General features: G+C 56.7%; 16 protein-coding genes. 13 read left to right on the plus strand and 3 right to left on the minus strand.

All coding sequences use genetic code 11. From position 1 onward, the window contains the following. Nucleotides 1-83 precede the first annotated feature (83 nt). From ASF29_RS22340 to ASF29_RS22370, 7 genes are all read left to right on the plus strand, one after another. Nucleotides 84-1,976 carry an ABC transporter ATP-binding protein gene (locus ASF29_RS22340; RefSeq protein WP_062452885.1) on the plus strand — a complete coding sequence of 631 codons (1,893 nt, stop codon included), beginning with the start codon at nucleotides 84-86 and terminating at the stop codon, nucleotides 1,974-1,976. Next, nucleotides 1,973-3,877, plus strand: a complete 1,905-nt coding sequence (locus ASF29_RS22345) for an ABC transporter substrate-binding protein (protein WP_062452886.1) — start codon at nucleotides 1,973-1,975, stop codon at nucleotides 3,875-3,877. Before ASF29_RS22340 ends, ASF29_RS22345 begins: the two co-directional genes overlap by 4 nt. 1 nt (nucleotide 3,878) lies before the next feature. Then, the gene (locus ASF29_RS22350; RefSeq protein ID WP_062452887.1) at nucleotides 3,879-4,877 is read left to right on the plus strand and encodes an ABC transporter permease; all 999 of its coding nucleotides are present in this window, start codon (nucleotides 3,879-3,881) and stop codon (nucleotides 4,875-4,877) included. Next, entirely contained in the window at nucleotides 4,874-6,049 is a 1,176-nt protein-coding gene (locus ASF29_RS22355) for an ABC transporter permease (protein ID WP_062452888.1), read from the plus strand. The genes ASF29_RS22350 and ASF29_RS22355 overlap by 4 nt, the downstream gene beginning before the upstream one ends. A gap of 70 nt (nucleotides 6,050-6,119) precedes the next feature. Then, nucleotides 6,120-7,328 (plus strand): glycosyltransferase family protein, encoded by a 1,209-nt coding sequence (locus ASF29_RS22360; protein ID WP_062452889.1) that lies wholly within the window; start codon nucleotides 6,120-6,122, stop codon nucleotides 7,326-7,328. Nucleotides 7,329-7,351: 23 nt separating this feature from the next. After that, nucleotides 7,352-8,599: a glycosyltransferase gene (locus ASF29_RS22365; RefSeq protein WP_062453129.1), complete on the plus strand. Its 1,248-nt coding sequence runs from the start codon at nucleotides 7,352-7,354 to the stop codon at nucleotides 8,597-8,599. Next, entirely contained in the window at nucleotides 8,581-9,768 is a 1,188-nt protein-coding gene (locus tag ASF29_RS22370; protein ID WP_156462795.1) for a glycosyltransferase, read from the plus strand. The genes ASF29_RS22365 and ASF29_RS22370 overlap by 19 nt, the downstream gene beginning before the upstream one ends. Here the strand turns inward: ASF29_RS22370 and ASF29_RS22375 are convergent. Together ASF29_RS22375 and ASF29_RS22380 are read right to left on the minus strand one after the other, a co-directional pair. Further along, nucleotides 9,758-10,966: an FAD-dependent oxidoreductase gene (locus ASF29_RS22375; protein ID WP_062452890.1), complete on the minus strand. Its 1,209-nt coding sequence runs from the start codon at nucleotides 10,964-10,966 to the stop codon at nucleotides 9,758-9,760. The two genes, ASF29_RS22370 and ASF29_RS22375, sit on opposite strands and share 11 nt — an antisense overlap. A 14-nt stretch (nucleotides 10,967-10,980) precedes the next feature. Continuing rightward, nucleotides 10,981-11,670: a phosphatase PAP2 family protein gene (locus ASF29_RS22380; RefSeq protein ID WP_062452891.1), complete on the minus strand. Its 690-nt coding sequence runs from the start codon at nucleotides 11,668-11,670 to the stop codon at nucleotides 10,981-10,983. Nucleotides 11,671-11,904: 234 nt separating this feature from the next. Between ASF29_RS22380 and dxr the strand changes: the two genes are divergently transcribed. Further along, nucleotides 11,905-13,104, plus strand: a complete 1,200-nt coding sequence (gene dxr / locus ASF29_RS22385; RefSeq protein WP_062452892.1) for a 1-deoxy-D-xylulose-5-phosphate reductoisomerase — start codon at nucleotides 11,905-11,907, stop codon at nucleotides 13,102-13,104. Between the two features lie 118 nt (nucleotides 13,105-13,222). Here the strand turns inward: dxr and hemA are convergent, their stop codons facing one another. Further along, entirely contained in the window at nucleotides 13,223-14,440 is a 1,218-nt protein-coding gene (hemA, locus tag ASF29_RS22390; RefSeq protein WP_062452893.1) for a 5-aminolevulinate synthase, read from the minus strand. Between the two features lie 373 nt (nucleotides 14,441-14,813). Here hemA and ASF29_RS22395 point away from each other — a divergent pair, with 373 nt between their 5' ends. The 5 genes from ASF29_RS22395 to ASF29_RS22415 all read left to right on the plus strand — a co-directional run bounded on the left by ASF29_RS22395 (nucleotide 14,814) and on the right by ASF29_RS22415 (nucleotide 23,830). Continuing rightward, nucleotides 14,814-15,065 (plus strand): YMGG-like glycine zipper-containing protein, encoded by a 252-nt coding sequence (locus ASF29_RS22395; RefSeq protein ID WP_042620082.1) that lies wholly within the window; start codon nucleotides 14,814-14,816, stop codon nucleotides 15,063-15,065. 169 nt (nucleotides 15,066-15,234) lie between these two features. Beyond that, on the plus strand, nucleotides 15,235-17,160 hold the full coding sequence (locus ASF29_RS22400) for an autotransporter assembly complex family protein (protein ID WP_082453703.1): 1,926 nt from the start codon (nucleotides 15,235-15,237) through the stop codon (nucleotides 17,158-17,160). 46 nt (nucleotides 17,161-17,206) lie between these two features. Beyond that, nucleotides 17,207-21,367, plus strand: a complete 4,161-nt coding sequence (locus ASF29_RS22405; RefSeq protein ID WP_062452895.1) for a translocation/assembly module TamB domain-containing protein — start codon at nucleotides 17,207-17,209, stop codon at nucleotides 21,365-21,367. Between the two features lie 202 nt (nucleotides 21,368-21,569). Further along, a complete protein-coding gene (locus ASF29_RS22410) occupies nucleotides 21,570-23,354 on the plus strand; it encodes a PAS domain-containing methyl-accepting chemotaxis protein (RefSeq protein WP_062453131.1) in 1,785 nt (594 codons plus the stop codon). Then, entirely contained in the window at nucleotides 23,354-23,830 is a 477-nt protein-coding gene (locus tag ASF29_RS22415) for a chemotaxis protein CheW (RefSeq protein WP_062452896.1), read from the plus strand. The genes ASF29_RS22410 and ASF29_RS22415 overlap by 1 nt, the downstream gene beginning before the upstream one ends. Nucleotides 23,831-24,159: the final 329 nt, after the last annotated feature.

The raw sequence follows: 24,159 nt of genomic DNA on the forward strand, positions 1-24,159 counted from the left end.
AGTTGAGGCCTGCGATAACGTGATGTCGATGGCCCCAAATCCATGCCGCAGGCAAAATAAGAAAAGGTGAGGACACCCTTGGCATGAGTTCAGGCGCCGATCTGCTTCGCATAGAAGAATTGCAGGTTTCCTTTTCCTTGATGGGCGGAAAAATCGACGCCGTCAGGAACACGAGTCTGCGCATCCTGCCCGGCAAGGTCACGGCACTCGTGGGCGAATCCGGTTCCGGAAAATCGGTGATCGGTCAAACGATCATGGGCATTCAGCCACGCACCGCGAGTGTGAATGGCCGCATTCTGTTTTCTGACCCGCAACATCCGGCCAAAGCGCCCGTCGACCTGTTGCGGCTGGAGCCGGATGGCAAGCCCATGCGCGCCATCAGGGGAAATCGCATCGGCCTGATTTTTCAGGAGCCTATGACGTCGTTCTCACCGCTCCACACCGTCGGCAACCAGATCGACGAGGCCTTGCGCATTCATTCGGTTCTCACGCCGAAAGAGCGCCAGGAAAAAATGGAAGAGACACTCGATCTCGTCGGCTTCTCCAATCCTGCCAAAATCTGCACCATGTATCCCTTCGAGCTGTCAGGCGGGATGCGACAGCGCGCGATGATCGCGATGGCGCTGATCTGCCGCCCGGCGCTTCTCATCGCAGACGAACCGACGACGGCGCTCGACGTCACCATACAGGCGCAAATTCTCAAGCTGCTGCGTGACCTGCAAAGCCGACTGAACATGGGCATGCTGCTCATCACCCATGATCTGGGCGTCGTGGCCAACATTGCCGATGAAGTCGCCGTGATCTATCAGGGTGAAATCATGGAATCGGGCACCGTGGACGAGATTTTCCGTTCACCATCCCACCCCTATCTCAAAGGCCTGATGGCAGCCGTTCCGCACTTCGACATGAAACCGGGCGAGCGTTTGAAAGCCCTGCGCGAAGTGACGGTCGACAAGGAAAGCCTGATCGGCAAGAAGTCGGCGATGGTCGACAAGGCTGAAGGTGTCCTTCTCAGCGTCAACAATGTGAGCAAGACCTATACCACGCGCAAATCAAGCTGGTTCACCTCAGGCAAGTCAACGGCGACCAAGGCCGTGGATGGCGTAAGCTTTGATATTCGTCGTGGAGAGTGCCTGGGGCTGGTGGGTGAAAGCGGTAGCGGCAAGACGACCGTCAGTAAAATCCTCATGCGGGCCGTGCGTCCGGACGAAGGATCGATTACATTTCACAGCCGCACGGGTGATATCGATGTTCTGAGCGCCAAGGACGGCGATCTGCGCGAATTGCGCACGAAAATCCAGATGGTGTTTCAGGACCCAATTTCATCGTTGTCACCACGCATGACGATCAGCAACATTCTGAGCGAACCTCTCGAAATTCACGGTCGCGGGGATGCGAAATATCGTGCGGAGAAGGTGCGCAATCTTCTCAGGGCCATTGGCCTGGGAGACAGCGCTCTCAACCGTTACCCGCACAGTTTTTCCGGCGGCCAGCGCCAGCGCATTGGAATTGCCCGTGCGTTGACACTCGGCCCGGAACTTTTGATCTGCGATGAGCCCGTGTCCGCCCTTGACGTGTCGGTGCAGGCGCAAATCCTCAATCTGTTGAAGGATCTCCAGAAAGATCTCGGCCTCACCTATTTGTTTATTTCGCATAATCTTGCGGTGGTGGATTATATGGCGGACCGTGTGGCCGTGATGTGCGAGGGCAAGATCGTGGAACTGGCGCCTCGGGAAACATTGATGCGTCATCCCGTGCATCCCTATACGAAATCGCTTCTGGCGGCTGTGCCATTCCCTGATCTCGACAGACCACTCGATTTCAGCACCATCGCAAAAATCAGTGCGACCGGCAAATTCGACTGGGGCAGGCAGTTTCGCGAAAGCGATGATGGCGGCCTCGTCACGGCTGATCTCGGCGGCGGTCACCTTGTGCTTGCCAATGGAAACGTGAATGTTTCGGAGTTACGCTCGTGATAACGCGCCGAACGACACTCGCTCTCCTCGCTTCCGTCTTTTCGCCGTGGAAAGCACTGGCTGCGACGTACACGGACTCGAATTTCTTCAAGGAAAAACGGGATAAGGGCGAGCTTGCGCCTGTGGAACAACGGCTCCCGAAAAATCCCCGTGTTCTGAACCTGCAAAATCTCGGTCGTCTGCCTGGCAAGCATGGCGGCACCGTACGAATGCTGATCGGTGGTCAGCGCGACATCAGGCTGATGCCGATTAACAGCTACGCGCGCCTCGTTGGCTACGACGAGAAGTTCGACTTCCAGCCAGACATCCTCGAAAGCTATGCCATCGACGGCGAGCGCATCTTTACGCTCAAACTGCGAGATGGCCACAAGTGGTCCGATGGAAGCGATTTCACCACCGAAGACTTTCGCTATTTCTGGGAAGACGTGGCGCTCAACCGCGAGATTCACAAGGGTGGCCCGCCGATCGAGCTTTTGGTCTATGACAAGCCGCCGCTCGTGGAGGTCATCGACCGGTTGACGGTTCGCTACACCTGGGAAGGACCCAATCCTGATTTTCTGGCGAAGCTGGCAGGGGCATCACCGGCGCGTATCTGTCTGCCGGCCGCCTACATGAAGCAGTTCCACAGCAAGTACCAGACCGAAGAAAAGCTCGCCAAGCTCATCAAGAAGAACAAGGTAGACGACTGGAGCAGCCTGCACGTCAAGATGTCACGGCAGGTACGCCCCGAAAACCCCGATCTTCCGACGCTGGATGCCTGGCGTAACATAACGGCACCGCCTGCCGAACAGTTCGTCTTCGAACGCAATCCCTATTACCACCGTGTCGATGAAAACGGGCTGCAACTGCCATATCTCGACCGATTTCTGCTCAACGTTACGTCGTCGGAAATCATTGCAGCCAAGACGGCGTCCGGGGACAGCGACCTGCAATTCATGGGGCTGGATTTCAACGACTATACCTACCTCAAGGACGCGGAAGACCGCTTCCCCTTGAAGGTCAATCTTTGGACACGCAGTCAAGGCTCCCGTGTTTGCCTGCTCCCCAATCTCAATTGCGGCGATGACATCTGGCGCAACCTGTTTCGCGATGTACGGATGCGTCGCGCCTTGTCCATCGGTATCGACCGGCATGAGATTAACATGGTCTGCTTCTACGGGCTGGCAAAGGAAAGCGCAGACACGGTCTTGCCGGAGAGCTCGCTGTTCCGCCCCGAGTTTGCGCGGGCCTGGGCCGATTTCAATCCTGCAATGGCAAATGCTTTGCTGGACGAGATTGGTCTGAAGAACCGCAATGACAAAAATATCCGCCTGCTTCCAGACGGCAGGCCGGCCCATATCATCGTCGAAACGTCGGGCGAAAGCACTCTGGAAACGGATGTGCTGGAGTTGGTGACGGACCATTGGCGCAAGATTGGCATATCACTTTCCAGCAGACCTACCCAGCGCGACGTATTTCGCAAGCGGGCTATGGGTGGCGAAGTCATGATGTCGGTCTGGTTTGGCATGGACAATGCCGTTCCGACGCCGGACATGCTGCCATCTGGCCTTGCACCGACAGGAGACGATCAGCTTCAATGGCCAGTCTGGGGCGTGCACTATCTGTCCGGCGGGCGTGAAGGCAAGGAGCCGGACTTGCCGGAGGCCGTCCATCTTCTGGCTCTCCTGAAGAAATGGCGTCGCAGCGTCACAGACGAAGAGCGTCGCGATATCTGGCTCGAAATGCTGGATATCTATTCCCAACAGGTCTTTTCGATCGGGATCGTCAACAGCGCGCTTCAGCCGGTCGTTCATACCGCCAAGATGCGCAACGTGCCGGAAAAGGCGCTCTACGGTTTTGAGCCTACCTCCTATCTCGGTGTCTATATGCCAGACGCGTTCTGGTACGACGGAGACGCATGACATGCTCAGATATATTCTAGGGCGCCTGCTTGTGATGATCCCGACGCTCATCTTGATTTCGATGCTGGTCTTCACCATCATCGAACTGCCGCCGGGTGATTATTTCGAGAGCTATGTCGCAGAGATGCGAGCCATGGGCGAGACCGCCAACCTTCAGGAAATCGAAGAGCTTCGCGCCCGCTACGGGTTTGACCAGCCCGCCCCTATCCGCTACTTCCGCTGGGCAACTGGCATGCTGGTCGGCGATTTCGGGTTTTCGTTCGAATATCAGCTTCCCGTCAACGAAGTGGTCGGGGACAGGCTTTGGCTGACGATGCTGGTCTCTTTTGTCACCATTATCGTCACCTGGATCATTGCCTTTCCCATCGGCATCTATTCGGCGACGCACAAATACAGCTGGGGCGATTACGGTCTGACATTCGTCGGACTGCTGGGTATCGCCATTCCCAACTTCATGCTGGCGCTAATCCTGATGTATTTTGCCAATATCTGGTTCGGTACATCTATTGGCCATCTCATGGATCGCGAATATCTGAACCAGCCGATGAGCTGGGACAAGATGAAGTCTATTCTGGAACATCTCTGGATACCGGTTCTCATCATCGGCACCGCCGGTACCGCTGGCATGATCCGCAGGCTGCGCGCCAACCTTCTGGATGAATTGCAGAAACAGTACGTCGTCACCGCCCGTGCAAAGGGGCTTCACCCCTTTAAGGTGTTGACCAAATATCCACTCCGAATGGCGCTCAACTTTTTCATTTCCGACATAGGCTCGATCCTCCCTGCGATTATTTCCGGCGCGGAAATCACGGCGGTGGTCCTGTCACTGGAAACGACCGGCCCGATGCTCATTCGCGCCCTGCAAAGCCAGGACATGTATCTGGCGGGTTCCTTCCTGATGTTTCTGGCATTTCTGACGGTCGTCGGCGTTCTGATCTCGGACATCGCGCTTGCCATTCTTGATCCGCGTATTCGCTTTGGAGGTGGAAACATCAAATGACCTCCACTCTTCCAAAGCCCGGCGAAGCATTGCCACATTACGTATCGACCGCGCCCTTCGACCCTAATCTCGTGGAGCCGACGACATCGGGGCTTGCCGCCTTCAACAAGGCATCGCAATTCAAGCTGATGTGGTGGCAGTTCCGGCAGCACAAGCTTGCTCTTTATTCCGGCGCGTTTCTGCTGTTCGTCTATCTGTCGATCCTGATCTGCGAGTTTCTCGCGCCCTACAATCTGCACACACGCAACGTCGAAAACATATATGCGCCGCCGCAGGCCATCCATCTGTTTCATGATGGCCAGTTCGTCGGTCCGTTCGTCTACGGTCGCACAATGAGCCTCGACATGGAAAATCTGCGGCGCGTCTATACCGATGTGCCGACGGATGTGCAGAAATTGCGTTTTTTCTGCCGAGGCGACAACTACCAGTTCTGGGGTCTCTTCGACAGCAACGTCCATCTTGTCTGTCCGGCACCGGACGGGCAGATGTATCTGCTTGGCACCGATCGTCTCGGGCGCGATGTTCTATCTCGCATCATCTATGGTGCGCGGATTTCGCTGACAATCGGTCTGCTGGGTGTTGCCATGAGCTTCGTTCTCGGCATCGTGATCGGTGGCCTTGCAGGCTACCGTGGCGGCGTCTTCGATCTCATCGTCCAGCGCATCATCGAGGTGCTGCAGTCCATTCCCAGTATTCCTCTGTGGCTGGCGCTTGCCGCCATCATGCCGGTGACCTGGAGCCCCATTCTGGTCTATCTCGGCATTACGATCATTCTGGGCCTTCTGGACTGGACTGGGCTTGCCCGTGCCGTACGCTCCAAACTATTGGCACTGCGCGAGGAAGACTATGTTCTGGCGGCGCAACTGATGGGTGCCAGAACGTCCCGCATCATCGGCCGGCACCTGATCCCCGGCTTCATGTCGCACTTGATCGCATCGGCAACTTTGACCATACCGGGTATGATCCTGGGCGAAACCGCACTCAGCTTCCTAGGGCTGGGCCTTCGTCCCCCGATCACAAGTTGGGGTATTCTGCTCACAGAAGCGCGAAGCGTTAGCGTGATTGCCCTTTATCCATGGCTTCTTCTGCCCACAGTGCCGGTGGTGCTCGTCATATTGGCCTTTAATTTCTTCGGCGATGGACTACGTGATGCGGCAGATCCCTTTAAATAACCACGGACCGTCCAGTGACATATCGACCCTATACGACGCGCTATCAGAGCCTGGACAAGAGGTGCAACCCGTGAGTACTCGTCTGAACGACGCCCGTATTCTCATGTACAGCCATGATAGTTTCGGGCTTGGGCATCTGCGTCGTTGCCGTACCATCGCCCATGCGCTGGTCGAGGACTATCGCGGTCTGAACGTGCTGATCATATCAGGGGCGACCATCGCCGGAGCGTTCGATTATCGTGCCCGGGTCGACTTCGTCAAAATCCCCAGTGTCATCAAGCTCAGAAACGGTGAATATACGTCGCTCGACCGGCATATCGATCTTCAGGAAACGCTGAAGATGCGCCGCTCGATCATCTACCACACCGCCGAAAGCTTTCAGCCGGACATCTTCATCGTCGACAAGGAGCCCATGGGCCTGCGTGGCGAGGTCGAGGAGACGCTGACCTATCTCAAGGCAAAGGGCACCAAGCTTGTCATCGGTCTTCGCGACGTGATGGATGCACCACAGCTCCTGGAAGCCGAGTGGAAGCGCAATGACGTGCTCAGCAAGATCGAGCGCTATTATGATCATGTCTGGGTCTATGGGCCGCCTGATTTCCACGACCCGCTGATGGGTCTGGATGTACCGCCGAAGGTGCGCGACAAGATGGATTTCGTCGGCTTCCTGCAACGCTCGAAGACACAGTCCGAAAATCCGTCTCAGCGCACGGACGGCGACTATATTCTGGTGACGACCGGCGGCGGCGGTGACGGCAGCGAACTCATCGATGATGTCATCAATGCCTACAAGGCCGACCCGGAACTGACGCAAAAGGCGCTGATCGTGCTAGGCCCCTACATGCCGGGTGAGCAGCGGCAGCGCTTCATGCAGAACACGTCGGATATTCCCCATATCGAGATCATCGAATTCGACAATCGCATGGAAGATATCGTTGCGGGGGCCAAGGCCGTGGTCTCCATGGGCGGCTACAACACCGTCTGCGAAATCCTTTCCTTCGACAAACCGGCGCTGATCGTACCGCGCATCGTTCCCCGCGAAGAGCAGTTGATAAGAGCAAGCCGCGCATCTGACCTCGGCCTGTTCGACATGCTACTGCCGGAAGAGGCGGAAGATCCGCAGAAGATGGCGCAGGCACTGAAGGACCTCCTCCACCGCGCGCCACCGTCTGCCAATGGCAAGAACCTCAAACTCGACGGGTTGGAGAATATTTCCAGACGCATTGCCGAATGGCTTCAGCCGGAAGATGCTGTCAAAGTGCTGCCCGCAAGCGCCTGATGTCAGAAAGAGACGCGGATATCGTGACCGTCAAAAAGAAAATCGTGGTTCTTCTGAAAGGATATCCGCGCCTTTCGGAAACCTTTATCGCGCAGGAACTGTTGGGGTTGGAACGGGCCGGGCTGGAACTGGAACTCGTTTCCATGCGCCGTCCGACCGACAAGAAGCGTCATCCGGTGCACGACGAGATCAGGGCCAAGGTCTTCTACCTGCCAGAATATCTGCACGAAGAACCGGTTCGCGTCTTGAAGGCGCTCTGGGCATGCCGAAAGCGACCCGGTTTTGGCAGAGCACTGCGGCAATTCTTTAACGACCTGCGCCATGATATGAGCCGCAATCGCTTCCGCCGTTTCGGGCAAGCCGCCGTTCTCGCGCATGAGTGGCCTGCGGATGCAGGCTGGCTACACGTTCACTTCATTCACACGCCAGCGTCCGTCGGCGCATACATGCATTTGATCACCGACATCCCCTGGACGATCTCGGCACATGCAAAGGATATCTGGACGTCCGGTGATCTGGACCTTTCAAGGAAGCTCGACAGCGCGCGTTGGGCCGTCACCTGTACCGCTGGTGGTTTCAGGCACCTGCAAAATCTGGCGAGCGACAAGGCAAGAGTGCACCTCAGCTATCACGGCCTCGATCTTACACGATTCCCACATTTCGAGGGTCCGCGCAGCTCACGCAATGGCTCCGATCCCAACGATCCGGTCCGCATTCTCAGCGTTGGTCGCGCCGTCAGGAAAAAAGGCATCGACATCCTCTTGCGCGCCCTTGCCGCTCTGCCATCATCCTTGCACTGGCACTTCACCCACATCGGCGGCGGCGACGAGCTGGCGAGACTGAAACCGTTGGCGGAAGAACTCGGAATTTCCGAGCGCATCGTCTGGACGGGCGCGATGGATCAGACCCAGGTGCTGGAGCACTATCGGCAAGCCGACCTCTTCGCACTGGCCTGCCGCATTACAAGTGATGGCGACCGGGACGGCCTGCCGAACGTTCTGGTGGAGGCAGCCAGTCAGCGCCTCACCTGTATTTCCACCAACATATCAGGCATTCCCGAGTTCTTCGTGGATGGTGAAAACGGATTGCTAACGGCGCCTGACGATCCAGTCGCTTTTTCAAAGGCTCTGGAACAAGCGGCCACGGACCCGGCGCTGCGGACACGATTGGGTGACGCCGCCGAGCATAGGGTGCGCACATCTTTCGATCATAGAAACAGCATCACGGAGTTGAAAACTCTGTTCGAGCAGGAATGGGACAAAAGCGTTTGACCTCTACCCGATCCGCGCCGCGTGTTTTCTTTTATGTTCAGCACCTTCTGGGCATCGGTCACATTGCCCGCGCCAGCAGGGTGGCAAGCGCATTGGTGACAGACGGTTTCGATGTCACCATGGTGACGGGTGGAATGCCCGTTCCCGGTTTTCCGGCTGAAGGTATCCGGCACATCGAATTGCCGCCCATTGCAGTTGGCGATGGCAGTTTCTCAGGGTTGGTGGATGCCACGGGGAAGCCGGTAGATGACGTCTTCAAGGACAACCGCGCCAGCATGCTTTTAGGCGCCTACCACGGGACACGGCCCGATATCGTGATTATCGAGGCATTTCCTTTCGGACGCAGACAGGTCCGCTTCGAGCTGATGCCTCTTCTCAGCGCCATCGAAAACAGCACCGAAAGACCACTGGTCGTCACATCCCTGCGCGATATTCTGCAGGAGCGAGCCAAGCCGGGCCGGGATGAAGAGACCATCAAGCTCGTCAAGAAACATTTCGACGCCATTCTGGTGCACGCGGACCCGAACTTCGTCCGGCTGGAAGACACTTTCCCGCTGGCCGAACAGATCCGGCAGCGTGTCATCTACACAGGCCTTGTTGCGCCATCGAAACCTGCGGCCTCTCAAGATCGTTTTGATGTCGTGGTGTCCGCAGGCGGAGGAGCCGTGGGCGCGACATTGATCAGGGCAGCGCTCGATGTGGCCAGCCAAATCGAAAGGGTCGAAAGCTGGTGCCTGATTACAGGCCCCAACATGCCGCAGGCCGACTTCGACGACATTTCCGCACGAGCCGGCAGCGGCGTGTCCGTTTTTCGATTCCGTAAGGATTTTGCCAGCCTGCTTTCTGGTGCCCGTTTGTCGATATCACAGGCAGGATACAATACGGTCTGCGACATATTGCAGGCGAAATGCCGCTCTCTTTTGATACCTTTCGCAACGGGTGGCGAGACGGAACAGGGCGCCCGCGCTGGTCGCCTTGCAAAACTCGGCCTCGCTCATGTTCTTGACGAAAGCGCGATCTCAAAAGAATCGATGGTGGAAGCGATAAACCGCGCGCTCGACTTGCCGGAACCCGGCAGTATCGACCTTGATTTGGACGGAGCACGGGGCACGGCAGCGATATTGCGGCGTCTGTACGAAGAACGCGAGTTCGACACACTCAATATCTGAGTTTTTCGCGCCTCACACCAAAACCGATCAAACGCCCTGCAAGATGTGCCAGCAGCGGAAAGCGCATGATTGCAAGCACGAAAGCCGGCGGGCCATCTGCTCGTTTGGTTTTAGGTTGATCCTTTTTGCGGCTGCGCATCATCAATTGCAGGCGCTGGATCGCTTTGGTGGGAAAAGAGCGGCGCTTTTCAATGGCTGACAAATCAGTGTCAGAAATCGAGCCTCCGGATGACAGCGCCGGGATAAGAACGTTTGCGGCGGCGACTGCGTCCTGAATGGCGAGGTTGACCCCCACACCGCCGATCGGCGACATCGCGTGGGCCGCATCGCCGATACAGATCACCCCCGGCTTCCACCATCGCGTCAGGCGGTCGATGCGCACCGTCAGCAGGCTGGCGTCGTCCCAACTGCGTATTTCTTCCAGACGGTCGGTCGGCAACGGACATACTTGCGAAACCCTTGCCCGAAATGCCTCCAGCCCCTTTGCCTTCATGACGTCGAAAGTGCCTTTGCGCACGACGTAACCGCATTGCCAGTAGTCGCCACGGTCGATGAGCACGAATCCCTGCCGAGGACCGGCATGCCCCATCGTCTCCTTGGGATCGTCTGGCTGTTTCGAAAGGCGCATCCACACCACCTCCGTCGGCTCGCCGAAACGCTCGATCTCCAACCCAGCCTTTTCGCGGATGACCGAGTTGCGACCATCCGCACCGATCACGACATCGGCTTCGATCGTAAGCGGTCCCTCAGGCGTATCGACTTGAAGTCCGCAAATCCTGTCGCCCTGCCGCAAGAGGTCAGTGACCGGCGCGTTCATCAAAAGCCGGAAGTTATCGAACTGTCCTGCTTTTCCCGCAAGAAAGTTGAGGAAGTCCCATTGCGGCATGAAAGCGATAAAGCGATGCCTGATCGGCAGCCAGGAGAAGTCGGCAATCGTTATATTGCGTCCGGCGATCTGCGCGTGCAGCTTTTCTGCACGCGTGTGCGGGAGAGCAAGAAATTCGCGAATGAACCCCAGCTGTTCGATGATATCCAAGGTCGAAGGGTGGATCGTATCGCCACGAAAATCACGCAGGAAATCGCCATGTTTCTCCACGACGACCACATCTACATTGGCGCGTGCGAGCAGAAGCCCGAGCATCATGCCCGCTGGCCCGCCTCCTGCGATCACGACCTTGGTCTTGATTTTGTTGTGCATGTTCACGTCCCCTGTCACACGGAAGGTGCGGCGTTTTTCGGGTGTGGCCAACCCGTCTCATCGAACCGGAACAACCACTGATATCGGGCGAAGAGAAAGGCGAAGGCCATTGCCGTCCATGTGCCCAGCAACAGGCCAGCCGCCACATCACTGGGGTAATGCGCACCGACGATAACCCGTGAAACGCCAATCACCAGCGCAAGCCCCATGAACACCACGCGAAAACGAGGGATCAGCATGAGAAATGCGCCGAAGAAAGAGCCTGCGGCGGCAGAATGACCGGACGGAAAGCTCTCATAGAGATTGTCCCCCGTGAAAGGCGTCAGGCTGTAGGCACCCATGTCCATCAGCAGTTCGGGCCTTGCGCGACCGATCACGAATTTCAGCAGATGCACCAGAATGCTTGCCGTGCCAATGGTGAGGAAGAAGTAGAGCAACAGTCTCCAGATGGTTCGGATGCGGCTGGCATGCGACGATGTGGCAAGCCCGCGCGCCGTCACATAGGCGATGATTGCAAGCAGGCCGGTGCTATAAAGCATCCAGCGGAAGGTGCCGAAATCTGTAATGGCTTTGTTGAAGACGACTATCTTTTCCGGAAGGGCTTGCGCCCTTTGCGAAAGGATCGGGTCGAACGGGATAAAAACAAGCACCAACACCAAGGTCGCGGCGAATATCCAGCCACTGGAAACAAAAAAACGCCGCATGCTCCACCTCTTTGCCTCGTCGCGTCATTAGCCATAAGCCCGGACGCCTCAACAATAAAGCAAGCAATCGAAAGTTCTGCGGCCTCTTTGAGGCAGGACGTTCAATATCTGATGATCTTTGCTGGAACGGCGTAACCATCGAACGGGTTATCGCGAGACTGGCTTTCTCCTTGTTCTGCCCACCTTTCGCGGGTAGACGCTTTAGACGATAAAGATGAAACAACCCGGATCGACATGACACACAAGCAGGGATCGACTTCACCCGAAAAACTGACCGTACTCGGTTCGACCGGCTCCATCGGTGCCAATACGGTGGATGTCATCGGCCAGCTTGGTGGTCGAGAACGGTTTGACGTCATGGCACTGACCGGCGCTGGAAATATCGAGCTTCTGGCAAAGCAGGCACGGGCGCTGGGTGCGCGTCTCGCGGTGACGTCACAGGAAGAGAATTATCACCTATTGAAGGATGCGCTCGCAGGAAGCGGCATACATGTGGCGGCAGGCAGAAGCGGCTTGCAGGAAGCCGCAAGCATGGACGCGGACTGGGTCATGGCGGCCATTGCAGGAACCCCTGGACTGGAGCCGACACTGACGGCAGCAAGCCGTGGAGCCAACATCGCGCTTGCCAACAAGGAATGCCTGGTTTCGGCCGGGGCAGTTTTTATCCGGGCGGTCGCTCAGGGCGGCGGCCAACTGATACCGGTGGACAGCGAGCACAGCGCCATTTTCCAATGCCTGGAGCCCCGCAACAAGGATAACGTCGAAAGGGTCATCCTGACGGCATCCGGCGGACCTTTTCGAACCTTCACCCGCGAACAGATGTCCGGCGTCACCGCCGACGTTGCCCGCGCCCATCCGAACTGGTCGATGGGTCTGAAAGTGTCTATCGGCAGCGCTTCGATGTTCAACAAGGCGTTGGAAATGATCGAGGCGAAATATCTTTTCGATCTGACGCCGGAGCAGATCGAGGTCATCATCCATCCCCAGTCGATCGTTCATTCGATGGTCGCCTACTCGGATGGGTCTGTGATTGCCCAGCTTGGGTGCCCGGATATGCGAACCGCGATTTCCTACGCCTTGACCTATCCAGCACGTGGCAAGATCGATGTGGAACGGCTCGACTTCACCAAGCTTGCGCGGTTGGATTTCGAAGCGCCTGATGAAGAACGCTTCCCGGCATTACGCCTTGCGAAAACCGCGCTGCAGCGCGGCGGTGCCCAAGGCGCAGTCTTGAATGCTGCGGATGAGACCGCATTCCACGCCTTCGTTGAAGGAAGCATCGGCTTTCTGGATATGGCCGATATCGTTGAGGTGGTGATGGACCGTATCGATGATGGCAGAAGCGTCGACACGATTAAAGATGTGCTCCGTGCTGACGCTGACGCCCGCCAATGCGCCCTCGATATAATCCAGAAAAAGCAAAAAGCCGCCTGAACGTCGTCCAGCGGCCTTTAAATGACGTGCAGTGACTCTTTAAATTGAGCAACCACCATCTGTGGAGGTCAGACGCGGACTCAACGATCCGCGACCTTGATCCAATGGATTGAAGCTGTCAGGCGACGGCACGCGCCAGGGCGCAGCGCGACCACAGCTGATGGAGCGCATCAACCATTTGCTTCATATCTGCATCGCTGTGCAGAGGCGTCGGCGTGATCCGCAGGCGCTCGGTCTTGCGTGGTACCGTCGGATAATTGATCGGCTGAACGTAGACGCCGTGATCATCCAGAAGAATATCGGAAATCCATTTGCACTTGGCCGCATCGCCGACCATCACAGGCACGATGTGACTTGGGTTGTTCATGTGCGGGATGCCGCTTTGATCCAGCATGGTGCGCAGGGTGCGAACACGCTCCTGATGGCGTGCCCGCTCGAACGGGCTGGCTTTCAGATGCTGGATGGAGGCAACGGCGCCGGCAGCCAGCGAAGGCGGCAAAGCTGTCGTGAAGATGAACCCGGATGCGAAGGAGCGGATGAAGTCACACAGCGCTTCCGAAGCGGCGATATAGCCGCCCATGACGCCGATGGCTTTTCCCAAAGTACCCTCGATGATCGTCACCCGGTGCATCAGGCCTTCACGCTCGGCAATTCCGCCGCCACGTGGACCGTACATGCCGACAGCATGAACCTCATCCAGATAGGTCATCGCACCGTATTTATCGGCGAGATCGCATATTTCCTTGATCGGTGCGATATCACCGTCCATGGAATAGACCGACTCGAAAGCAATGAGTTTGGGAGCAGCAGGATCAGCCGCTTTCAGCTTCGCTTCGAGATCCTCAAGGTCATTATGTTTCCAGATGACCTTTTCGCATCGGCCATGGCGAATGCCCTCGATCATCGATGCATGGTTGAGCGCATCTGAAAAGATGATCAGCCCCGGTATCTTCTGTCCGAGTGTTCCCAGCGTCGCCCAGTTGGAAATGTAACCGGACGTGAAGATCAGTGCCGATTCTTTTCCATGCAGGTCAGCCAGTTCACACTCCAGCTGAACGTGATAGTGATTGGTGCCAGAAATATTCCGGGTGCCTCCCGCACCCGCGCCACAGTGGTCGATGGCGGCCTTCATGGCTTCAATGACTTTCGGATTCTGTCCCATGCCGAGATAGTCGTTGGAACACCACACCGTCACGTCACGCTTTTCACCGCTGGTGGTGTAACGGGTCGCGCGCGGGAAATTGCCCTGCTGTCGCTCCAGATCGGCGAACACGCGATAACGACCTTCCGAATGCAAACCATCCAGTTCGGTCTTGAAATATGCCTCGAAGTCCATTCCATGCTCCAGAATTCTTGCAGTCGTTGTCGGCTCACCTCCTTGAGCCGTCAACCCCGTCGACGCCATTTGTGAAAAACTGCGTCAATTCGCCCCTACTTTTGAACCATTCCAGGAATACCTATAAGATATTTAGCAAAGAGCAAAATTGATTCACATCAAACTGGCGACGAAATGGAACTTTTCCTTTTCCACCTCGTTCAGTAGGGCACAATCGATTGGGGCCGGGAGCGCAGCCTGATAAGGGGAGGCTTCCATTAACACATTCGACTTGTTAGATATCTGTCGCGGTCGGAGGTAGCAGTCGCCGCAGATAACCTATGGGACGCCTACCAAGAGCCATAGAGCTCGTATGTAACGTTGGAGAGAGTTCATGAAAAAGGCTATTATTTTCGCCGTCATCGGTTTGACGCTTGCAGGCTGCACGCAGACTGAAAAGGGTGCTTCCATCGGTGCCGTATCCGGTGCCGTTATCGGTGGTGCCGTCACGGGCAACGTACGCGGCGCAGCCGTGGGCGCGGCAATCGGTGGCGTCGGCGGCGCGCTGATCGGCAACGCTTCCGAGCCAGGCTATTGCTACTATCGCGACCAGTACGGTCAGCGCTACACGGCACGTTGCCGCTAAAAGCGCGGTTTTGGTACACGAGAAAGCCCCGGTTCGCCGGGGCTTTTGCGTTTTAGGCTGCAAAAAGTGCTTTTCAGGGTGCCATTTTGTCAGTTTATGATTAAGCTTGAATGTTAACGGATGGGAAACCGGTGGGGCCGATAATAAATGCTCAACCATAAAGTAGCGTATGCCAAAACGACGGACTGACCCAAAGAAAAGTACTGCGTTCTGGAAGGCCGGCACCGCAATGGCGGTCGCAGCATCCGTTGCACTATATCCGGGTTTTGCCAGAAACGCCTATGCCTTCAAGCTGTTCGGCATCAACATTTTCGGGTCCGATGACGAGGAGCAGCAGGTACTCGATCCTGTAAAGTTCACCGTCACCCTCAATACTCCAGACGCGGATACCAAACTCCAGGAAAGCCTGACCAACAGTTCCCTTTTGGCATCCGAGCCCGACAAACCCGCGTCGGGTGATCTGGGTTTGTTGATTCGTGCCAGAGACGATCGCGAGCGTCTCATCGCCGCGCTTTATGAAAACGCCCGCTATGGCGGAACCGTCAAAGTAACGGTTGCCGGACAGGACATCGATTCCATTCCACCCAATCCGTCCTTCAATCGCTCCGGCCCCGTTCCGGTGGTCATAGATGTATCGCCCGGTCCTGTCTTCAAACTGGGAAATGTGAGGTTAGAGGGCGACGTTGCTGGGCGCGACCTTGATCAATACGGCCTTGTCACCGGCGGCGATGCCAGATCGCTTGCCATTATCAAGGCAGGCAACAAGCTTGTTGATGATTTGAAGGCGGAAGGACGTCCACTCGCCAAACTGACCAAGCGCGAAGCCGTTGCCAATCATGCCAACGATACCGTTGATCTGACCATGTCCGCCGTAGGCGGGCCCGTCGCACCACTGGGTGAAGTGGCAGTCAAGGGACAGCGTACGGTCGATCAGGATTTCATTCGTCGCTATTCCCGCCTCAACGGCGGAGAACCCTATTCGCCGGAAAAACTGCGCAAGGCGTCGGACCGGTTGCGCAAGCTCGGCGTCTTTTCCAGCATCACCATCAAGGAAGCGACAGTGCTGGCACCCAACGGCACGATCCCTCTGACAATCGAGGTTTCGGAAGGGAAGCATCGCTATCTGGGGGTCGGCGCGCAATATTCCACGACCGAAGGCATTGGGCTCCAGGGTTACTGGGGTCATCGCAACCTTTTCGGCAAAGCTGAATCTCTGCGGATCGAGGGCGCGGTATCGAGGCTTGGTGAAGCATCTAACGTGCAGGATATGGACTATTCTGCCGGTATCATTTTCACCAAGCCGGGTGTGTTCAACCCCGCGACCACGTTCACGGCCAGTTTGAAGGCAAAGACCGAACATCCCGACACCTATGATGCCAGATCGGTTACGGGCTATGGGGGCTTTTCTTACGAGTTCAACGACTACGACACCGCGTCGGCCGGTTTTGAAGTGGAGTGGACAGATACCGACGATGCTTTCGGCAACAATCAGTACCTGACGACCTCGATACCGCTGGAATTCGTGCGCGACATGCGCGACGACAAACTCAACCCAACCGAAGGTTTCCGCGCATCGATTTCGGCCAAGCCCAGCTACGAAGCGTTGAACGGCACCTTCTTTTCGTCGTTCGAAGGCTCGACGACAGGTTACAAGGGCCTGGGTTCGGACGATCAGGTCGTACTGGCAGGCAAGATTGCAGGTGGGGTCCTGATCGGCGTAAGCTCGCTGGAGGACGTACCGGCAACGAGACGTTTTTATGCCGGCGGCGGCGGATCGGTTCGCGGATATAGCTATCAGGAGATTTCGCCCTATAATGATGAAGGCGAAGCAACCGGTGGCCGCTCCTACGTTGTCAGTTCCCTGGAAGCACGTTTCAAGGTGACGGACACGATCGGCCTTGTCCCATTCGTCGATGCGGGTGTGGTCTCTTCAGACCTCGCTCCGGATTTTTCCGATATCCGCGCCGGGGCCGGCATCGGTCTTCGTTATGCGACACCGTTTGGACCATTGCGTCTCGACGTCGCCATGCCACTCAAGAAATACGAGGGTGGAAGCAGCTTTGGCATCTATGCCGGTATAGGCCAGTCTTTTTGAACAGAGCGGCCTTTCAAGACAACCAGCAGAGTGAAGAATACGTTTGATGACCGCATTGATTCGACTGTTGACATGGATCATCTACGTTGCCCTCGGCGGCGTGGCTTTGCTGGTGCTGGCGGTCATGTTCATCGGACTGACACCGACGGGCTCCCAATTTGCTGCCTCTAAGCTGTCGTCGCTGATCTCCACGCCGGATCAGGCCATCGAAATATCATCCCCCACCGGACTGCTCACGGGCGATCTGCGCCTGGACCGCGTTACGCTGTCAGACCGCGATGGTCGATATGCGCAACTCAACGGCATCGAGGTCGATTGGTCCCCTATGGCGCTGCTGCAAGGTACCTTCCATGCGCAGCGGATCAGCGTTCTCAATGTCGACGTGCAAAGACCCCCTCTTCCCGCCCAGCAGACTGCTGAAAAAAACGAGAGGGGTTTTTCGCTCCCCGTAAACATCACGGTCGACGACCTCGCCCTGCTCGATATCAGGCTCGGGGAAAAGCTGGCAGGCCGTATGTTCGAGCTCGCAGCAACGGGTAAAGGCAACGCAAGCAGCAACACGATTGCTCTTTCGCTAGCCGCAAATCGCAAAGACGAGCCTAATGCCAAAGTCGTTGCCGATATCGCTTTTTCGCCGAACGAAAATCTTCTGAAGCTCGATGCGTCCCTAGATGAACCAAAGGGAGGTCTGTTGGCTACGCTCCTGCGTCTACCGAACACGCCTGCCGTGGCTCTGGCGTTAAAGGGAGACGGAGCACTATCGGACTGGACCGGCAAGCTCAGCGGTGCGGTTGATGGCAATCCCGTGCTTGAGCTCAATGGACGCCATCGGCTTGCCAGCGACGGAACACGCCACCTGGAGCTTCAAGGCGGTGGCCAGCCGGACATGCTTCTGCCGCCGGTGGTGCGACAGCTCTTTTCCGGTCAGACCAAGCTGGATATAGCTGCCAGCATCGCTCCGAGCGGTCGTATCAGTGTCGAAAGCGGCAATATCGAAACCGGAAAGCTGTTGCTGACCGCGTCCGGTGCTGTCGACCAGCAAGGCCAGAACGATTTGACGGCAAACCTCATCGGCACGGATGGTCCCGTCGATATACGCGTGCCCATCGATGGCGGCGAAGTGAGCGCCCTCGTCAACGGTATCGATCTTTCCCTTCGCGGCAATGCAAGCGCCGCGAAACTCGATGCGTCCGCGTCGCTCCGTTCACTGGCTTTGCCACAAGGTCGTTTCGATGACGTCAAGATTACCGCAGGAAGTGGCGACCTCAATCTGGCAAGCCAGACCGGAACGGTAAAGACCTTCGTCAGCATCGCCCAGTCCGCATTGATCGCCCCGGATCTCGAAAGAGCGATCAAGGCACCGCTGAAGCTGACCGCGCCGTTGCGGATTTCTCCCGGCACGATCGCATTCGAAGGGGCAACGCTGGAGAGCGCCAGCATCGGCGGAACCGGAAGCGGCACCTATGATCTGTCAGCAGGCAACATTACGAGCAATCTTCGCCTCTTCGTGCTCCCAGCCGTACTTCCGCCGGTACTTGCGGATAAATTCGACACGACGATTGCCATCGATGCCTATCTCGACAGCACGATAGGTGGCCGTACAAGCATCGAAAATCTTGTCATCAAGTCCGGCACCCTGGAAGCCAATGGCAATCTGGCCGTTGAGAACGGAAATGTCGTCGCCAAGCTTGGCGGTCGTTTGCCGGCACTCGAAAAACTGACGCCGCAAGCATCCGGCGCTCTGGGCTTTTCATTGGATGCCAACGGACCGCTGGGCGCGGCAGAGTTTCAGCTCGACCTGAACGCGGCGAGGGCGACGCTTGCAGGGCGGACATTGGCTGCACTGAAACTCTCTGCCAAGGGCAAGGCCGACCCGAATGCCCCACAAGCCACGTTGACAGCAAGCGGCACATTGGACGGGCAGGTTATCGATGCATCGGGGGAGCTGCTTCAAGGAGAAACGGGAACGACGGTTCCAGCATTGAACGTGACCGTCGGGCGCAATGTTCTGACCGGAAAGCTTCAGTTCACGCAGCAGTTTCTTCCCACGGGCACCCTGACATTCGACTTTCCCGACCTCTCTCTGTTGGCGGCCCTTGCGGCGCAACAGGCAAATGGTGACGTAAAGGGTGATGTCGCCTTGTCGAACTCCGGTGGCAAAATCGCAGCCACCATTCGCGCATCGGGCAGCAACATTGCGCAGGGAACCAGTTCCGTCTCGAAATTCGTGGCGGACCTCAAGATCGATGATCTTCTGGCACTTGCTGCCAACGGCAAGGTAACCGCAGAAACGATCAACGCCGGTGCTGTTTCCATCTCCGGTCTCGACCTCGATATCGATCACTCTGGTACGGCAACCACCTTCGATCTCAACGCTCGCTACGACAACGCGCCATTGATACTGAAAGGAAGCGCCGACACCGGTACAGGCGCACTCGCGGTCAAAATCGACGCCCTGTCTGCAACACCGCGTAATATACCGGTGAGGCTTGCTCAACCCACCGCCATCGCGGTTGAAGGCGGTACTGCCCGCATTGCAGGCCTCGTCATACAAACCGGGAACGGGCGCGTCGAAGTCAGTGGTACGGCAGGCTCCGCGCTTGATCTTAAGGCCACGATACGCGCCCTTCCGGCCAATCTCGCCAATGCATTCGCACCCGGTCTGGACGCAGCAGGCACGATCTCAGGAACAGTCACGGCAAAGGGGTCGGCCTCCGACCCGGCGATTGATTATGATCTGACCTGGTCCGATGCCGCTGTAAGCCAGACCCGCGCCGCCGGTCTCGGCGCTCTCGGCATCAAGGCCAATGGGCGCTTTGCCGGTGGAACGCTCCGCCTCGATACCGACGTGACCGGTCAGGGCGGGCTGTCGCTTTCCGGCGGCGGAACGCTGGGTGTCGATGGCAACCGCCCACTCTCCATGGCATTCAAGGGAACATTGCCGTTCGGCGCAGTTGCCGCCCAGACCGCAGCGCAGGGCTTCGACGTAGAAGGCAGGGCCGCAATCGACGTGAAGATCGAAGGCACCGCCTCTGCCCCCATCGTCACCGGCGGCATTACGACGGATGGCACCCGTGTCACGGATGTGCGTCGGAACCTGACGATCAACAATCTCGGCGCGACGATCAATCTCGATCGCGACCGAGCCACCATTGCGCGCCTGACAGGCAGGCTGGCCGGTGGCGGAACCATCTCCGGCACCGGCACCGTTGGCATAACACCCGGCTCCGGTTTTCCCGCAGACCTCACCATTACGCTCAACCGTGCCGCCTATAATGACGGAACGCTGTTTACCACAAATGCCAGCGGCACGCTGACGCTGAAAGGGCCGGTTTTGAACTCACCCGTGCTTGGCGGCACGCTAACGTTGGAGAAAAGCGCGATCACGATACCGGAGCGCCTACCCGCATCTCTCGCCCAGATCGACGTCAAGCACAAGAACGCGCCGCCTGCCGTGCGGGCCCAAGAGAGAAAGCTGAACGCCGACAAAGGTGGCTCGGGCAGTTCCTCCACCATTGCGCTCGACCTCCAGATCAATGCGCCCAGTGGCATATTCGTTCGCGGTCGGGGTATCGACGCCGAATTGACGGGTAGCCTGACAGTACGTGGCACGGCCGCAGATCCTGTGGTCTCAGGCGGCTTTGAAATGCGCCGCGGCAGACTTGAAATCCTGACGCGGAGACTGGATTTCACGACCGGCGACATCACGTTCGGGGGCGGTCTCGTCCCAGTGCTGAACATGGCAGCGGAATCGACCGCCGGCTCCACCACCGTGACCGTGTCGGTAACCGGAAACGCCAACGATCCGGCCTTCGCCTTCACCTCGTCTCCTGCGTTACCGCAGGACGAGGTCATGGCGCAGCTTATCTTTGGGCAATCCATGTCCAAGCTGTCTGCGTTACAGATCGCACGGCTGGCGGATGCAGCAGGTCAGCTGGCAGGCGGACGCTCGACATCCCTGTTCGATAGTCTGCGCAGCAATTTGGGCATAGACGATTTGGATATTTCCACCGACTCGGAAGGGCAGGCGCGCGTTTCGGCTGGCAAATATCTGAACGACCGGACCTATCTGGAGCTTGAACAAAGCGGCAGTTCCGGCGCCAAGGCCATCATCAATCTTGATGTAGGGCGCGGCGTCAAATTGCGTGGCGAAGCGGGCGGCGATGGCGAAGGTGCGGCGGGCATATTCTACGAAAAAGAATACTGAAGCGCCTGCTCCATAGGAAAAATCATGGCTTTCAGTAGCTAAATAAGCGTTTAGACATCCGTCAAATTCAGATATTCTTAAACACAATCTTGTAGATGAATTGTTGTTGCCTTGAACAGTGGGAGTTGGCCACCTGATCAGGTCCGCGCGCAACAGCAAAAGCCGCACCGGACGAACTGACGATCCAGTGCAATGGAGTGTCATCCAAGTGCTATCTCTTCTCGGAACGCATTCAAAAGCCGTTCTCACTGCGCTCAGTTGCTCTCAGGCAATGATCGAGTTCGACACAAGCGGCAAAATTCTTTCAGCGAACGAAAATTTCTGCCGGGCGATGGGTTACACCGCAGATCAGATCGTTGGCAAACATCACAGCCTGTTCTGTGAACCAGCCTATGCAAAGAGTGCAGAATACCGGACTTTCTGGGAAAATCTGCGCGAAGGAAAATTTCAGGCACAACAATATAAGCGGATCGCAAAAGGCGGCGGCGAAGTATGGATTCAGGCCTCGTATAATCCCGTGATCATGGGCGGCAAGGTCAAAAGCATCGTCAAGATCGCAACTGTCATCACGCAGGAAAAAACGAAATCCGCTGAGGACGCTGGAAAACTCGATGCGATCTCGCGGGCTCAGGCGATCATCGAATTTACACCTTCGGGTGAAATCATCACCGCCAACGAAAATTTTCTGAACTGTCTGGGCTATAGCCTCCACGAAATCCGGGGCCAGCATCACCGGATGTTCTGCGAAGAACAATTCCGCAACAGCCCGGAGTATACGGAATTCTGGCGCAAGCTTGCCGCGGGCGAATTCATTTCGGCGGAATTCAAGCGCATCAGCAAGACCGGCAAGCACGTCTGGATTCAGGCGTCCTACAATCCCATCATGGATCAGGACGGTCGAGTTTTCAAAGTCGTCAAATTTGCAACGGATGTGACCGAGCGTGTTCGCGCCGTGGACGATCTGGCTGCAAGCCTGACGGCTCTTGCCAGCGGAGACCTGACGGCAACGATTGAAAAGCCTTTCATTCCAACACTGGAAAAAGTCCGTCAGGACCTGAACAGCTCGCTCCATAAGTTGCAGGGCGCAATGCGCGAAGTTGCTGAAAGCGCCAGCGGCATTGCAACCGGATCGCGCGAGGTCAGCGAAGCATCCGACAATCTCGCAAAACGCACGGAACAGCAGGCGGCCGCCGTAGAGGAAACCTCCGCAGCACTCAACGAGATTACCCGAACCGTCGGCGAGAATACGGCGCGTGCGGAAGAATCTGGCGAACTGGTGGCCAAGACGAAAGCAGGTGCCGAGCATTCCGGCGCCGTCGTCAACAAGGCGATTGCGGCCATGGGCCGTATCTCGCAGTCGTCGAACGAAATCGGCAATATCATCAGCGTCATCGACGATATCGCGTTCCAGACCAACCTTCTGGCTTTGAATGCCGGTGTTGAAGCCGCGCGCGCCGGAGAAGCGGGCAAGGGCTTTGCCGTTGTTGCGCAAGAGGTTCGTGAACTGGCCCAGCGATCCGCGCAAGCAGCCAAGGAAATCAAGACCCTCATCACAACCTCCTCCGAACAGGTCAAGGAAGGCGTGAACCTGGTTGGCGAAACCGGCAAGGCGTTGGATACGATCGTTTCGCAGGTTGCAGAGATCAACACAAATGTCGTCGCCATCGTGGATACGGCGCGTTCGCAGGCAAGTGGACTGAAAGAAATCAACCACGCCGTCGAAGCAATGGACACCAACACTCAGCAAAATGCTGCCATGGTCGAAGAAACGACCGCCGCCAGCCACAGCTTGGCGCATGAAGCAGACGTTTTGAGAAATTTGTTAACGCAGTTTAGATTTGGGAAACACTCTTCTGCTACGAATCACAGAATGAAGCCGGAAGAGAATACCCCGGTTGTTCGTACACCAGGCAGGATGCCAAAGTCCGGATACGCAAGCGTCGGTGCGCTTGCACTAGCCCAGAACAAGGATTGGGAAGAATTCTGATGGTTACGATTAATTCTACGAACTTCGGTGGCGACACTCTGGAAATCATCGCGTTTCGTCTGCACGATCAGGAGTTCTGCGTCAAAACGACCACAATCCGTGAAATTCGCGGCTGGGCTCCATCCACACCTCTTCCGCACGCGCCGAAAGACGTGATCGGCGTCATGAACCTTCGCGGCTCGGTTATCCCGATTATCGATCTCGCCTACAAGTTGGGCATGAAGAGCACAGTCGCCAACGAGCGCAGCGCCATCGTCGTGGCTGAAGTCCACAACATGGTCATCGGCATGCTGGTCGATCGCGTCTCGGACATCCTGACCATTCCCGCCAGCCAGGTTCAGCCGGTCCCGGAAGTATCCGCTTCCTTCGACAAGTCTTTCTCCGAAGGCATAATCGCCAACGAGCATGGCATGATCTGCTTCCTCAACCTCGCCAAGATGTTCAAGGGCGCGGACCTCGAAGACCTGGCAGCATAAGCTCTGCTTTCATCCAATAGAAATTCAAAGGCCTTCCGGAAACGGGAGGCCTTTTGCTTTTCGTCTTCACTGGCTTTGCGAAGCAAGATCATTCAACGGTATAACCATAAATAAAAATACGTATCTATACATGGCCTTACATGAATGATCATCGATTAAACTTTAGGACATTAGAAATTTAAGTAAAATGTAGAAAATTATCAACCCTATATTAATATTATTGATGTCTAATTCAATTAAAGAACGAGTAAATGACCTGGAACGACACCCCCCCGATAAAACGCACGCGACGATGAAGTGCACTGCCGCGGCGTCTAGCTCACTTTGGA

It is taken from the genome of Rhizobium sp. Leaf262, from assembly GCF_001422245.1.
Taxonomy (GTDB): domain Bacteria; phylum Pseudomonadota; class Alphaproteobacteria; order Rhizobiales; family Rhizobiaceae; genus Agrobacterium.

Coding starts and splice junctions, on each gene's coding strand:
- ASF29_RS22405 (WP_062452895.1), top strand. CDS start 17,207: ATGACCGCATTGATTCGACTGTTGACATGGATCATCTACGTTGCCCTC.
- ASF29_RS22350 (WP_062452887.1), top strand. CDS start 3,879: ATGCTCAGATATATTCTAGGGCGCCTGCTTGTGATGATCCCGACGCTC.
- ASF29_RS22370 (WP_156462795.1), top strand. CDS start 8,581: ATGGGACAAAAGCGTTTGACCTCTACCCGATCCGCGCCGCGTGTTTTC.
- dxr (WP_062452892.1), top strand. CDS start 11,905: ATGACACACAAGCAGGGATCGACTTCACCCGAAAAACTGACCGTACTC.
- ASF29_RS22355 (WP_062452888.1), top strand. CDS start 4,874: ATGACCTCCACTCTTCCAAAGCCCGGCGAAGCATTGCCACATTACGTA.
- ASF29_RS22380 (WP_062452891.1), bottom strand. CDS start 11,670: ATGCGGCGTTTTTTTGTTTCCAGTGGCTGGATATTCGCCGCGACCTTG.
- hemA (WP_062452893.1), bottom strand. CDS start 14,440: ATGGACTTCGAGGCATATTTCAAGACCGAACTGGATGGTTTGCATTCG.
- ASF29_RS22395 (WP_042620082.1), top strand. CDS start 14,814: ATGAAAAAGGCTATTATTTTCGCCGTCATCGGTTTGACGCTTGCAGGC.
- ASF29_RS22400 (WP_082453703.1), top strand. CDS start 15,235: ATGCCAAAACGACGGACTGACCCAAAGAAAAGTACTGCGTTCTGGAAG.
- ASF29_RS22340 (WP_062452885.1), top strand. CDS start 84: ATGAGTTCAGGCGCCGATCTGCTTCGCATAGAAGAATTGCAGGTTTCC.
- ASF29_RS22375 (WP_062452890.1), bottom strand. CDS start 10,966: ATGCACAACAAAATCAAGACCAAGGTCGTGATCGCAGGAGGCGGGCCA.
- ASF29_RS22415 (WP_062452896.1), top strand. CDS start 23,354: ATGGTTACGATTAATTCTACGAACTTCGGTGGCGACACTCTGGAAATC.